The organism is Lysinibacillus sp. RS10 (genome assembly GCF_041956855.1).
In the GTDB taxonomy this organism is placed as follows: Bacteria; Bacillota; Bacilli; order Bacillales_A; family Planococcaceae; genus Lysinibacillus; species Lysinibacillus xylanilyticus_A.
In genome coordinates, this window is the sequence record NZ_CP167122.1 from 1,873,990 (window position 1) to 1,887,804 (window position 13,815).

Sequence of the window (13,815 nt, forward strand, 5' to 3'; positions counted from 1 at the left end):
TATGCAGTGTTGGCTTTCTGGATTGCTTACATCCTAACACGTCCACTTGGAGCATCTTTTGGCGACTACTTGTCACAGTCTCGCGAAGCAGGTGGTCGTAATCACCTCTGGTTTCCGTAATGCAAAAAAGCTGAGAGTTTTCATTTAATTGAATACTCTTAGCTTTTTAATTTTTACGATATGATTCAAAAATATCACTAGCAAGTCTTAGGATTAGACGCAATTCTTTAACGATTTAATTGGAACAGCAAACATTGAGATAAGTTTTAATGTTTCTGTGGTATTAAAATAAAGTTTGATAAGAAATCCTATTAGCTTTCATGTTAGGAGGATTTCTTATAGTTTACTAACGAAGCGGAATCAAGAAAATGAAAAAAATTTTGTTGTCTTACTTTTGTTAATTTCAGTTGATGCTGTCGAGAAAGTACCTGCTTGTTCATTAACCGGAGATACATTTGAAGTCGATATACACCAAGAATGATCAATAAAACAAGTGATTGAATTAGTATATCCGCCTACTTTGAAATGGAATAAAGTGTCATAAAAATGAATACTGCGGGCTTTAATGCTTCAACAGGAGAATACATTAAACCAAGTAGCTAACGTGGACAGTTTCCAATGAGAAAATAGATGAGGAATGTCGGTTTGTGATAGCCAAAACATCCCTTTTGATGATAAAATAAGAACAAATATTCTTGTTTTACGAAGCGTAGAATCTAGCCTATCGTTTCGCATCTATCTAAACAAGAAGTACACATCATCAAAACGATTAGATGTTGCCGAAATTACGTTATTTATGGAGGGAATATTATGGCTAATAAATCAAGAATCATTCTCCATATTGACATGAATAGTTTTTATGCTTCAGTAGAACAGATTTATGACCCGAGTTTAAAAGGCAAGGCCATAGCTATAGCAGGGAATCCTAAAGAGCGTAGAGGTATTATAATTACTTGTAGTTATGAAGCAAGGGCAAGAGGTGTTTATACAACTATGAATGTGGGGGAGGCGCGGCGAAAGTGCCCAGAGCTAATTGTACTACCTCCTAATTTTGAACGGTATAGAGCTGCGTCTAAGTCTTTTTTTAATTTGTTAAAAGAGTATAGCGAAATTCTTCAACCAGTTTCAATCGATGAAGGTTATTTGCAACTTCCTAAAGTTGATGGCCAAAATGTATTGCAACACGTACAAAATATTCAAGATAGAATCTGGAACGAACTGCAACTCCCTTGTTCAATCGGCATTGCGCCAAATAAATTTTTGGCGAAAATGGCAAGTGACATGAAAAAGCCGATGGGTATTACAATACTCCGTAAGCGAGATGTACCAACAATACTATGGCCGATGAATGTAATTGAGATGCATGGGGTTGGCAAAAGTACAGCGGAGAAATTGGGTAATTTAGGTATTCAAACAATTGGAGAACTAGCTGTAACTGATGAATATGTATTAAAGCAAAACTTCGGTATTAATGGTCTAAGGATGAAACAAAAAGCAAATGGCGAAGATGACAGACCTGTTGATCCAGAAGCAATATACGATACGAAAAGTGTAGGGAATTCTACAACACTTTCTTATGATACAACAGATAGAGATGAATTATATAAAGTAATCGCAACACTTTCTGAAAAAGTAGCGGAAAGATTAAAGGCTAAGAAACTTGCAGGGGTAACTGTAAGTATCATAATTCGTTCAGCAGACTGGGAAACATGTACACGCAGTAAGTCCATCAATAACGCGATTCATTCAAAAGAGGATATCATTGAGCAAGCGTGGTATTTATTTAATAAGCATTGGAGTGAAGAACCAGTTCGATTACTAGGTGTTACCGTATCGAATGTCAGTGATATTAAAGAAACGACACAGCAGCTAACATTATTTAACTTTGAAGAACATATAAAAGAAGAACCAATCATTAAACTCGTTGATCAAATAGAACAAAAGTTTGGAAAAGGAACGATCGTTAGAGGTTCAGATATTGCCAAACCAGTTGGGAAATATCATGCAAATACGAGTTTTAGTAAGGATTTTTGGGAATAGAGAATTTAGTTTCTTAAGGAATACTATATAATCATGGCACCACTTACGTCTTATTAAGCTAACTAGTGCTTGTTTAATTTCATAAAGAAATAGTTAGTTAAAATCAAAAAGAAAACCGTCATTTCGATCAAGCTTTTTTCGAAATAACGGTTTTCAATTTGTAGTTTTTTATATCTTAATTAAATACCTTTGTCGATGAGTAATGTTTTAACTTAAATTATTTTAGCTGTTCGTAAAGTGTTCATTTTCCTTTTGTCCATAAGTTTCGCGGCGATTTTTGATTTTTTGTAAAACGCTGTCTAGAACATTCCGTTCAGACAGCGTTTGATAAAGGACATTCTGTACCTCTGCGGCTTCCTTGTTTTCTTCTTGGTTACTTAGAAATTCACTATATGTTCCCATATATTCATGATAGTCTATATTGGAAAGTGTCTTAGCAGCTACTTGTTTGTGCTCTGTTAAAGCAGAAGTAAACTGTTTACGTGCCTCATCTGGTTGAGCAGGTATTATTTTGATTTTACCTCTTGTATCTGAGTCTCCTGTGAAGTCAAGGAATTGATAATCGAACGCCAATGGTTTAGCAAGAGCGATATGAGCGTGTAGAGCAACAGCATGGTCAGGAAGTTTTTCTGTTACCTCACGAAGGATATCGTTCCCTTTTTCAAAAAAACGGCTGCCGTCAAATGCAAGGATACGGCCGACTTCTTCAGAGAAATAATCTTGAGCAAGGAATTCCTGATCGTATCCGGTAGGTGGTAAAACTCGTAGCCTTAAGTTGTTAGATACGATGTTATGGCCGTTTATTTGTAGGGCTACTTGAATGTTATAGAATCCTGGATCATCAATTAACCAGCCATTTTTCCCTACGGAAGCGAAAATGGTTTCATACAGTGACTCACCAGGCATAATTACCTTGTTCTCTAGGTTCCTTAAAAATTGAACATAAGGTAGTAGCCGACGACCTTGTTTGCCATCTTTTTTAACCATTACAGACATTCCATATAAATCGGACAAGATATGTTTATTTATTGACTGAGGTTGATTTGAAGTATTCGTTAGTTTGATTTCAATAACTGCAGGTTCTAACCATTGGAATATAGGTGTTTTGCGGTTAACTCTCAATTCAAGATTAAAAGAAGGGTGATCAGAAATGATCGGTTGTTCAAACCCATGATCAACAGCCCAGTCAGCATTACCCATTTGTACGAAGCGCTCAGGAGCGTGTCGCAAAAATAAAAGCTCTTGATCACTAAAACGATACTCAAAGTTTTTAAAGAACTCCTGTTGGTTGCCATCAAATTTGAAAGGATAATTCATAAAGCTTAGAGCCTTTGGTTCTGGGGTAAGAGGGCGCTCCAACGGTTCCCAAGGATGACCTAGGTGTTTTTGCCAAGAGTGCAGGAGATTGAAAGCATGTCCCATCTCATGGCAAGTACACCAAAAACGATAGCGCTGTACCCAAGCTTCTGGGGAGGGGTCACCTTTAGGCGGATCTGAAATAAATGAATTATTAAAAATGGCTGTCCCTTGACGATGATTCGGACCTATGCTATCAAACATAATACCGCCTAGACCATGGCCTTCTTCAGCTTCCGAATTTGCAAAGAATGTCCACATGGACCATTGAGGCTTATTACCAAAGTGTGACCAATATACTTGCATGGCATCATGCATCTCTTGAGTGTTCCACTTTTTATCAGTCCCTGTATAGTCTTTGGAAACAATATTATTACCTTCTGATATTTTCACGTCAAACCCAGTGCGTTTAAAAACTTCTGAAATTGACAAAGTTTCATCCGGCAAAGATGTTGGTTTGTCTGGATGCGTGTGTGTTTGATAGGTCGTGACTGGCGTTGTACCTTCTTCAGCATCGAATTCAAATTCCACAGGGTGGAAGTGAGGAGATTGAAACTGGAAAGTGCTAGTTCTGTCTGTCTCCCCTCCGATAAGAAATGCGACTTCTGCAGTATGTTGTTCAGGGATTGAACCGCGTGTTACCTGTATTTTTACATTTGTATAAGGAAATGATTGTATTTCGTCTAGGTATTTATTTCGAATATTGCCTATCCAAGTATTTGGACCATTAGCTGTTAACTTGGCAATCCAATGAATAGTAGAAGACGTGTTTGAAATAATAGTTCCGCTTGCTACCATTTGTGGGTAGTATCCGTCTACGTCAAGGCGAAGTTCCTCATGGAATTGCTGTTCGCTCCATGCATATAAACCACTAATTGGTGAGAGGGGAAATTCTCCTAAACTGGAAGGGTTAATGGTTTTTAATAATTCTTTTGGTTCGTTTGTTTTGTTTTGATCCATCTGTATTACCTCCATGTTTATTATTTTTTGTCTTTCTTCCTCAATCCCAAGAGCCACAATGCTTCATTAAAAAATGCAAAATGTTTTTCAAGTATTATATATGCAACGGTAACTATAAATATGACACTAAAAATAGTAAAATAAATACAGCGTATAAAATGAAAGAATAATCTAATTATTTCCCGAGAAATACAACAACGAAGAAAGAAGGTGTGGTAATGCATTACAAGGAGTACGGTGATCTACATAAGCCACTCATAATGTTGATTCATGGGGGTGGTGTTGGAGGGTGGATGTGGGATAAACAAGTCCAATATTTTTCCGATTATCATTGCGTTGTACCAGAATTAATCAATGATGACACTGATTTTTCAATTGAAGAATGTGCAAAAAAGCTTCTATCTTTAATCGAAGAAAAAGCGAAAAATAAACGTGTCATGGTAATCGGTTTTTCATTAGGTGCACAAGTTGCTATTCAAATGATTTGTTTAACTTCATTCAGCGGAAGTCCAAACAACCGCTGAATGAAGTTAAAGCCTCCGGCGGATGTCACGGAAATCGGAAAAGGAGTTCTTTGTGCAAGCACAAAGCCGATTCCGGACACAATTATGCCGAGGCATAATTGATAGAAGCATTTAATAGACTATGCCATCATCAACAGTGCTTTAGTGATACCTTCTCCGATCACAGAAAAATTGATTAGACCGTTCATTAAATTATCTTTTCCTCTGATAAAAAATAAATCATTCGCGAAGCTTCAAGCTAAAACATTGTATGTAGATGAGGAATATTTTGAGCAATATTATCAAGATAGTACAAAGATGAAATTAGATACCCTTATTAAAATATTGCAAGAAAATATGTCATTTGCAATTCCACACAATTTTTCGAAAGCCCAATGCAAAATTTTAGTAACGGTCGGTGAAAAAGAGAAGGGCAGCATGAAAAAATCAGCCATCCATCTTGTGAATAGTAATCCTAATTGTAAAGGTGTTGTGCTATCTAACATCGGCCATGGTGTCTCTTTAGCAAACCCAAAGTTCTTTAACCGTTTTGTAGAAGAGTGGATGAAGGGTGGCAAATTACCAGATGGCAAGGTGATCAATTAGTGCTAGTTAGTCAATTTGAAAGAGTGTTCTAAAAGTTACATAAAATGTGCTCGTAAAACTTAATAAGCTGCCAATACATAAGAACTCCATTTTGAATAAAGATGACTTCGAAATGGAGTTTTGTAAGGAGAAGAACCAAAGTTAATTTATTTTATTTACTAAAATTTCTTTATGCTGTTTAGAAAGATTAACCAATTTAAATTCACCTTTGCTTATATCTCTTTTTATACTGTTTAGTTCGTTCCATGCCAATTCATAAAGAGATTTATCAATGATACCAGTTACATAAGCTTCCTCTAATTCATCAGCATCTTTTTCAATCAGCTCTCCTGACGGCAACAAGATGAGGTCTAAAAATAAATCATCCATCCAAGGCACATTATTTTCGATTGAGTTTTTATTGCAAATATCAATATACCATTGAATTATTTCTCCGTTCGCATCAAACATTGTTGTTACTGCATGGTTTTTCTCAAGAGGAAATTGTTGCAACCATATATAGCCATTATCGACAATACATAATCTTTTCTCTCCATAATTCACGGAAAGGGGTTCTGTCACTTTTACTGTTTTTAATAAAGTGATATAACCCTTAAAATCTTTAGTATCAAGGTATGACTGGCCATACTTTCTTTCTATAACTCGTTGCCATTGTGAACGGTCTCCAAACTTTCTTTTTAGCATACGAATCCTCCAAACTCATTTAAAATAATAAGGATACAAAACTTTAGATACATTAAAAAATCTTTCTTAAAGAAGGAAGCTGCTAATACATACGAGCACCTCAAAACATTCGCAATAGGTGGAATAGAACCTGAAAACATATTGGGCAAATTGTTGCCGAAGTTTTAGATGAAAAGCTGTGCTAAAGTATCTCCTTGCTTGAATAAGATGGATATTCTTTTATTTATTCCATTATTTCCTTTATAATGAAAACTAGATTCATAATTTTAGACGATCATGGGTAGACACAAGGGGAGAACAGGATGGAAATACTTCAAGCAACAATGAATGAACTAGAGGAGCTAACAGTGCTTTTTGATGAATATCGCCAGTATTATGGGATTGAGTCAGATGTAAGCAGTGCGAAGGCATTTTTACAATTACGAATGGCCTTAAAAGAATCCATTATTTTTGTAGTTGTAGAAAATGGCAATACAATTGGCTTTGCACAATTATATCCGACATTTTCGTCCATTGCCTTACAGCGTGCATATATATTAAATGATATTTATGTAAAAGAAGATGCTAGAGGCCTAGGGGTGGGCAAGGCATTGATGGAAAAGGTATTTCAATATTGTGAGCAGCAATATGCTCGCTATGTGACGCTTCAAACGGCAACTGATAATGTTCATGCACGGAAGCTATATGAGAATCTTAATATGAAACAAGATCAATACTGTAATTATGTAAAGTATTTTAGCTAAAAAGAGGCATCTCATCCATCACGGATGAGATGCTTTTTTAGTATTGCGCCTAACATGGATGAGATCGATAATGATAAAGAAATCCCCTAGATTTCATTATCTAGGGGACAATCCTTCAACTTATTTTATTTCAAGTGTATATGGTTGTGTACTTGCTTTGCCGTCAGCTTCACTTACTTCAATATAGTAAGTTCCTTCATCCAGTTCAACTGTACCTACTTCAGCATCTTCTGCGCCGTAAAGATCTAAGGTTTCTACTGTTTTTCCTTTTGCATCAATAATACGGATGACGCCATCTAGTGCTTTTTCTGTTTGTAGAGAGAAGAGCACATCGCGTTTGCGGTCATTATTAAATTCGAAATAGTCTTTATCTCCAAATGGAACACCTGCATTTAGATAGTGAGTTGCTACCCATTTGTCGTCTTTTTTCGTAAGTGTAGATGGTTTTGTTGGTATACCATTCACTACCTTGGAATCTGCATCCTCATCTACTTTTGTATGATCAAACAACGTTAATGTATATGGTTGAGTCGATACTTGGCCAAGTTTCATTCCGTTAACAACAATAAAATAACCGCGGTCCTTTTTCGCTTTAAAAGAAGTATTTACATCTGATGTTCCTGATATACCAAGTAGCAATTCAAAGATATTTTCAGGTTGTCCAAATGTAATTTCTGTTGCCATTTCTTGTGGATCAATTTGCATATTACCATTTGTATCTTCAATAATGGAGCCTGTGAATTTTAAGTTATTTTGAAGCTCTTTAGGTAATTTATCTAGCTGTTCATTTGTAAGTAGTTCAGAAGAAACAAGAAGACTCATGACTTCATCTTTGCCTTGCTGTTTGTAATAGTAGAAATCACTATCATCTTGATAAACTAGATAATCTTTATAGCTGTTACCAGGTTGAATCGTTTGAGCTGTTTTTTCTGTATTATTTTCTTTATTATAACCTTCTGGAATAGCTGCCACTTTACTTGTTTTAAGTGTATATGGTTCAGAAGAACGGTCACCAAAATTACTTACTTTTACAACATAGGTTTTGTCCTTTTTCAATGAAATTGTCTTTGCAACGTTTTCATCACTTGTTGATCCAAGGAATAGACCCATTGGCCCTAAATCATTTGTTAATGAAGAAATTGGTAATAATTCTTTTGTTTCTTCATCATATTCAAATACAGTACCAGCTGGCATTTGGTTCATACCTTTTTTAATGTTGAAACCACATATGCCATCTTCTTGGGCTTTAAATAAGAAGTAATCTTTATCATAATCTGATTGGAAGTATGCTTTTTGATCTTTACCAATATTAAAACGAATCGCTTGCTTTATAATTGCATCCACGTCTTCTGGATTTTCCATAGCATCGGGATTCATGAACATATTCATTAAATCATCTATTTCATTGCGTTTTGTTATTTTAGATTCAGCTAAAGGTACAGAATCCATTTGTACATCTTCTTCTGGCATTTCCTCAATTAATGGAAGTCCGTCTTCATCTTTAGGAAGGGTAACGGCTGCTCCTGTTAATGTGTAAGGAATAATTGATTCACTTACATTTTCTTTCGTATCAATGCCGCCGCTAAAGAACATTTCAAGCGAGAAGTCATTTCCGTTTTCATTAGATACGCTTAGTACATACTCTTCTTCAGGCATAACATCGACAATAAGGCTTACTCCGTCGCCTTTATCCATACCGTAGGATGCTTGGAGAGGATAGGCCTCTTCTGGTTCCTCAGTATCGACTGGTTCTTTTGCTACATTATCTAAGTCTTCTTTTAAATAAAGTTCCATAGATGCTGTAACACCTGGAATACCAGATAAATCAAATTTCAGTGTCGTTGGTTCTTTTACTGAAAATGTAAAATAATCTTTGTCACTTTTCTGATCTTTAGAAAGTAGGGTATAGTTTTTCCCTGCTGTATTGAATGGGAATTTTGCAATTTTCTCCATTTTGTCTATTTCTAATGAATCAACTGGTAATTCTTTAGTTGTTTGAGCTGTGAAGATGTAGTTAGATTTACCCTTTAAGTCGTAGCTGCCATTATGATCCTTTACGCCAACAAGAAGGGTTCCTTTTTGATCTGCTTTATATAGGTATCCTTCTTGCTTTCCAATACGAACATCATTCACGTTGATTGGTTCTGCTTTCCCATTTTGACCTTCAGGGTAGAAGTACAAATCAAATGCATAATCGTATTTATTTGCACCTTTTAATGTCAGTTGTGCGTATTCATTTGCTTCTAAATCAACCTTGTACCATTTCTTTTCGTCCGGCTGCTTGAATTCACCTTTTTCTGTATTTAGTGTATTCTTTTTGAGGACTTTTGCGTTTTTCATACGCTCATCTGTTGTTTCTGAATACTGTTTAGGAAGATTTTTTAAATCAAACTGTAATGCTTTTACAGGGTTAACAAGGCCATGTCCATATGTCAAATCATAGTCCTTCTCACCTAAATCTTTTGCCGTCATTTCGAGAATAGCTTCTATTTCATGAGGCTTTAAATTTGGATATTTTGATTTTAGTAGGGACGCCACACCTGCAACAACAGGAGAAGCCATCGATGTCCCACTAAATTTTACATAGGAAGATCCTTTTTTCTCATCATGAACTGTACTGTATACTTCTTCACCTGGAGCTACTAGGTCAACCGATGGGCCATAGTTTGAATAGCTTGATAGTTTGTTTCTATCATTCGTAGAACCTACGCTAATAACGCCTTCGTAAGAAGCAGGGAAGGAGTAATTATCTGTCGATTCATTACCAGCAGCCGCTACAACGGTAATTCCTTGATCAATCGCTTTCTGAACAGCATCTTTCATTAGTGGAGATTGTCCATACCCACCAAGACTCATGTTAATAACATCAGCGCCTTGCTCAATAGCGTAAAGGATACTTTGTGCAATGACGAAATCATTGGCTCCAGCTTTTCCGTTGAATACATCAATTGGAAGAATCTTGGCATTTGGATTAATCCCATGTCCTCCCACAGCATTATCTTTTGCCGCAGCAATAATTCCTGCTACGTGTGTTCCGTGATCACCAGTATTAGTAGTATTGGCAGGTGCTGCTGCATTATAAGGTGGAAGCACTTGAGATTTTAGATCTGGATGTTTAAAATCCACACCAGAATCGATAACCGCTACTTTTACTTCGTTATTGCCTGCTAATTCTAGGGCCTTATCAATTTCAAGTAAGTTTAAATGATACATATCATTTTTCTTTGGGTCTCCGCCATTGCCAAAGGAATGATACATGTAACTCGGGGAAACATTCTTAACCCCTTTTTGATTTGCATAATATGAAACTGCTTTTTCTAAAGTTACTCCTTTGTTAAGTTGGATAACATCGTAACCTAATGAAGGAATAGAGCGGATTACTTTTGCGCCAATTTTTTTATGCACATTCTTATCAAGACCAGAATGTTTGACGATAATTGTATCCTTACTAATCCATTCTTTTTGATTCTTTTCTGTTTGTTTCTGATTGCTAGCTACTTTCACTGACTCTGGGTTCTTCTCTGCTTTTTGTGGTGCTTCAGCAAAGGCAGAAGCAGTAGGCACCATTAGTGCAGCAGATGCTACTATAGCAAATGATTTCTTTTTCCAGTTCTTCAACTGTATTACCTCCTTGAGTGTTTAATATAAGTCACATCTATACTATTACGGATGAATGATAGAAAAGTTTCGTAAATAAGATGTTATTTTTCCAAAAGTACCAATCTATATTTTTCCTTTATGTAAAATCTATGAAAATTTGTATCAGTAAACTAGCCTTAGTGAAAGGGAAGGGAGAACGAATACCCTCATTAGGACTATAAAAAGTCTATGATTTCACATCCTTGAGACAACAGGTAATATTCGTTACTGAAAGGCACTGTCCGTACGGTGGTGCGAGAGGTCGGGGGGAGTCACTCTTTTAGATTGTAGTTAAGGGAAGTGTATCAGCTATAAGCGCCCAGCCTTCACTACAATCAACCACACGTTATGGTAATGAGCCCTACAAGTGGAAAACACGCAACTATAGTCCAAGAAATGTTATATCCTTAAAACATCGTCTTAAAGCTGCTCAATAAGTTTTTGTAAATCTTCCTTCGAACGAGGCATTGTAATGTTTTTCTCAAATAGTTTCTTATTTTGCAAGGCAATCGCCATTTCAAAGACCCATGGGCGTTCGAGATGGGCCCGTTCAAGCAATTGCTCTTGAAAGAACAACTCAACAGGGTCCCCATTATAAATGATTTTTCCAGCTTCCATCACGATGATTTGGTCTGCCCATTCATAAGCTAATGGGATATCATGCGTTGCCAGTAAAATAGTCCGTTCACCATTCTCTAATTTAGCTAAATACTGTAAAACTTGTGCAGCATAATAATTATCAAGTCCAGCTGTTGGTTCATCTAATAATAAAACAGATGGTTCCATCGCTAGTACTCCAGCCATTGCAACACGTTTTTTCTGGCCAACACTTAAAAAATGGATCGGTTTATCGAGTAATGGTTCAACTTCAGTTTGAGCAACAGCCCATGCAATATTCTCTTCAATTTTTTCAGTTGTCCAACCAAGGTTTAAAGGTCCAAATGCAATATCTTGCATAACAGTACCTGAAAAAAGCTGGTTGTCTGCATCCTGAAAAACAATTCCAACCTGTTGGCGCAATTCTTTTAATGCTTTTCTACTATAGTTAAGTTCCTTGCCACAAAAGGATATATTTCCAGTGGTAGGCTTTAAAATGCCATTTAAATGCTGGAATAAAGTCGATTTCCCAGCTCCATTATGACCAAGTAAAGCGATTTTTTTCCCCTTTGGAATTTGGAGTGTAAGATCTGTCAAAGCATGGGTTCCATCTGCATAAGCGTAGGATAATTGTTTTAGTTCAAAGTATAAATCTGTCATCAGAAAAAACCTCCATAAATGATAAGGGAAATAAAAATAGCAGCCATACCTAGCCAGTTTTTCATGGAATAGGTAACATTCTCCTGCCAATAGACAGTTTCTCCACCGCGTGCCTGCATTGCATTGTTTAGTTCACGACTTCGCTGAAACATCTCGGCAAATAAAGCTGCAATTAGCATTGAAATTGAGCGTAGCCATTGCATAGGGGAGCGGTAACCTAATCGAGCCTGCTGGGCAAGATGAATTTTTTGCATACTGTCTAAAAAAATAAAAATAAATCGATACGTTAGTTCCACTAGCTCTACAAATAAAGTGGGAAGTCGCCATAGTCGTAGAACATAGCAGATCGATTGTACGGATGTTGTAAGAATTAAAAAATACAAACAGCTAATGCTACCAAGGACGATGAAAAAAAGCTGCTGGGCTGTTTCTATACTCACGCGCCCTACAAAAATTGTCCAACCGTTAATAGAAAATGACCAAATATGTGTAGGGAGAGTGCTTGTTGATGGGGCTATAGAAATTAAAATTGATACTAAACTAGAAAGTAAAAAAAATCCCGGTAGTAATAGCAGTTTTGCATAATATTTAACTGGGATTTTTGCGCTTAAAATGGTAAAAGCACTCATTACAATAAATGTAATGAGTGAAATTCGTTCATCTCTCATGATCAGCGACAATAATAGTAGTCCTAAGGATAACGTCATTTTTTCTAGCGGATGAACTGACGCTAGCTTATTCAAATAAGCATACTTATCAATGAGTAACATATCGTTTAACCTTCTTTATGTTTGCCGCGCATAAAGCCGATGAAATAGCCGATAAATCCAGCGCCGATAGCAGCTTGTAGAGCGAATAATAAGCTTTCAATTTCACCACTTGGTGGCTCCCAAATGCTTTCAAACCATGGTTCGTAGTCAGCGTTAATTTCACCAATTGCTGCTTCTGCTTGGCCATCAGCACCCTCAAATTCTGCACCCTTTTGGATAAAAAGAGGAATGATAGCTAGAAACACAACAATTGCCAAGAGCAGTAAATTTTTTTTCATTTTAGTGTGCCTCCTTAGCTGAGAAAACACGTAATGCTTTTAGTTCGCTCACATTATATTTTTTCAAGAAATTCATAACGATCACTGTTAAAATTCCTTCACTAACCGCGAGCGGAATTTGTGTTAATGCAAAAATACCAGCAAATTTTGTGAATGATGCCATAAATCCTCCTACTTCAGAAGGGAAGGCAAGAGCTAATTGTACAGATGTAACAACATATGTACCTAAGTCACCAAGCATTGCTGCTAAAAAAACAGCTATTGAAAATGATAGCCCCATTTTTTGTGCGCCCTTAAATACAGAGTAAGCAATAATAGGACCAACAATTGCCATAGAAAATGCATTTGCCCCTAATGTTGTAAGCCCACCATGTGCTAAAAGTAAAGATTGGAATAATAAAACGATTGTCCCAATCACACTCATAGCTAGTGGTCCAAAAAGAACAGTCCCAAGTCCAACTCCTGTCGGATGCGAGCAGCTCCCCGTTACAGAAGGAATTTTTAAGGCTGATAATACAAAGGCGAAGGCACCGGATAAACCTAGTATCATTTTTGTTTCAGGATTTTCATCAATGGTTTTACGAATAGAGCGTAATCCTAAAATAATAAATGGGATCGATAAGACCCACCAAAAAATTGCCCATTCAATCGGCAAAAAGCCCTCCATGATATGCATAGCAAATGCACGATTTGGCACAAATAAAAATGCCAGCAAGAAATAACTAAGCTTCCAACGTGAGAATTTCAAAATCTCTCCTCCTAACATTATATTTTTCGAATGTAGCGTGCGAACGATATCAATTTCGCCTTGGCGTAATTGCGTCCGGAGGCTTTATTTTCATTCAGGAGGTGTTTTGGCTATATCTGTAAACATCTACCACCATGAGATGGAGTCTCTTCTGAATGAAAATAAAAAGCACTTCTCCGACTTTGGAAAAGTGCATAGCTAAAAGAGGCAAATAAAATTTTAATCTGCTAA

Annotated in this window: 9 protein-coding genes and 2 pseudogenes; 4 read left to right on the forward strand and 7 right to left on the reverse strand. The window is 36.6% G+C overall.

Translation table 11 applies throughout. The features are described from left to right. Window positions 1–3: 3 nt before the first annotated feature. Window positions 4–96: pseudogene (locus ACB089_RS09595) on the forward strand (hypothetical protein); the annotation flags it as partial. A gap of 714 nt (window positions 97–810) precedes the next feature. Then, window positions 811–2,040, forward strand: coding sequence for a DNA polymerase IV (locus ACB089_RS09600; RefSeq protein ID WP_374966201.1), 1,230 nt, complete (start codon window positions 811–813; stop codon window positions 2,038–2,040). 222 nt (window positions 2,041–2,262) lie between these two features. Here ACB089_RS09600 and ACB089_RS09605 read toward each other — a convergent pair whose 3' ends face one another. Continuing rightward, the gene (locus ACB089_RS09605; protein ID WP_374966202.1) at window positions 2,263–4,356 is read right to left on the reverse strand and encodes a hypothetical protein; all 2,094 of its coding nucleotides are present in this window, start codon (window positions 4,354–4,356) and stop codon (window positions 2,263–2,265) included. Between the two features lie 212 nt (window positions 4,357–4,568). On the opposite strand from ACB089_RS09605, the pseudogene ACB089_RS09610 reads away from it, so the two are divergent. After that, window positions 4,569–5,465 (forward strand): annotated as a pseudogene (locus ACB089_RS09610) (alpha/beta fold hydrolase). A 141-nt stretch (window positions 5,466–5,606) separates the two neighbouring features. Here ACB089_RS09610 and ACB089_RS09615 read toward each other — a convergent pair. Continuing rightward, complete coding sequence (locus ACB089_RS09615; protein WP_374966203.1) at window positions 5,607–6,149, reverse strand: DUF402 domain-containing protein; 543 nt, start codon at window positions 6,147–6,149, stop codon at window positions 5,607–5,609. Between the two features lie 302 nt (window positions 6,150–6,451). On the opposite strand from ACB089_RS09615, the gene ACB089_RS09620 reads away from it, so the two are divergent. Next, window positions 6,452–6,892 (forward strand): GNAT family N-acetyltransferase, encoded by a 441-nt coding sequence (locus tag ACB089_RS09620; protein ID WP_374966204.1) that lies wholly within the window; start codon window positions 6,452–6,454, stop codon window positions 6,890–6,892. Between the two features lie 120 nt (window positions 6,893–7,012). Here the strand turns inward: ACB089_RS09620 and ACB089_RS09625 are convergent, their stop codons facing one another. From ACB089_RS09625 to ACB089_RS09645, 5 genes are all read right to left on the reverse strand, one after another. After that, window positions 7,013–10,510 (reverse strand): S8 family serine peptidase, encoded by a 3,498-nt coding sequence (locus ACB089_RS09625; RefSeq protein ID WP_374966205.1) that lies wholly within the window; start codon window positions 10,508–10,510, stop codon window positions 7,013–7,015. Between the two features lie 441 nt (window positions 10,511–10,951). Next, a complete protein-coding gene (locus ACB089_RS09630; RefSeq protein ID WP_374966206.1) occupies window positions 10,952–11,788 on the reverse strand; it encodes an energy-coupling factor ABC transporter ATP-binding protein in 837 nt (278 codons plus the stop codon). After that, complete coding sequence (gene cbiQ / locus ACB089_RS09635; protein WP_374966207.1) at window positions 11,788–12,558, reverse strand: cobalt ECF transporter T component CbiQ; 771 nt, start codon at window positions 12,556–12,558, stop codon at window positions 11,788–11,790. Before cbiQ ends, ACB089_RS09630 begins: the two co-directional genes overlap by 1 nt. A gap of 5 nt (window positions 12,559–12,563) precedes the next feature. Beyond that, on the reverse strand, window positions 12,564–12,836 hold the full coding sequence (locus ACB089_RS09640) for an energy-coupling factor ABC transporter substrate-binding protein (protein ID WP_068984711.1): 273 nt from the start codon (window positions 12,834–12,836) through the stop codon (window positions 12,564–12,566). 1 nt (window position 12,837) lies between these two features. Then, window positions 12,838–13,584 carry an energy-coupling factor ABC transporter permease gene (locus ACB089_RS09645; RefSeq protein WP_374966208.1) on the reverse strand — a complete coding sequence of 249 codons (747 nt, stop codon included), beginning with the start codon at window positions 13,582–13,584 and terminating at the stop codon, window positions 12,838–12,840. Window positions 13,585–13,815: the final 231 nt, after the last annotated feature.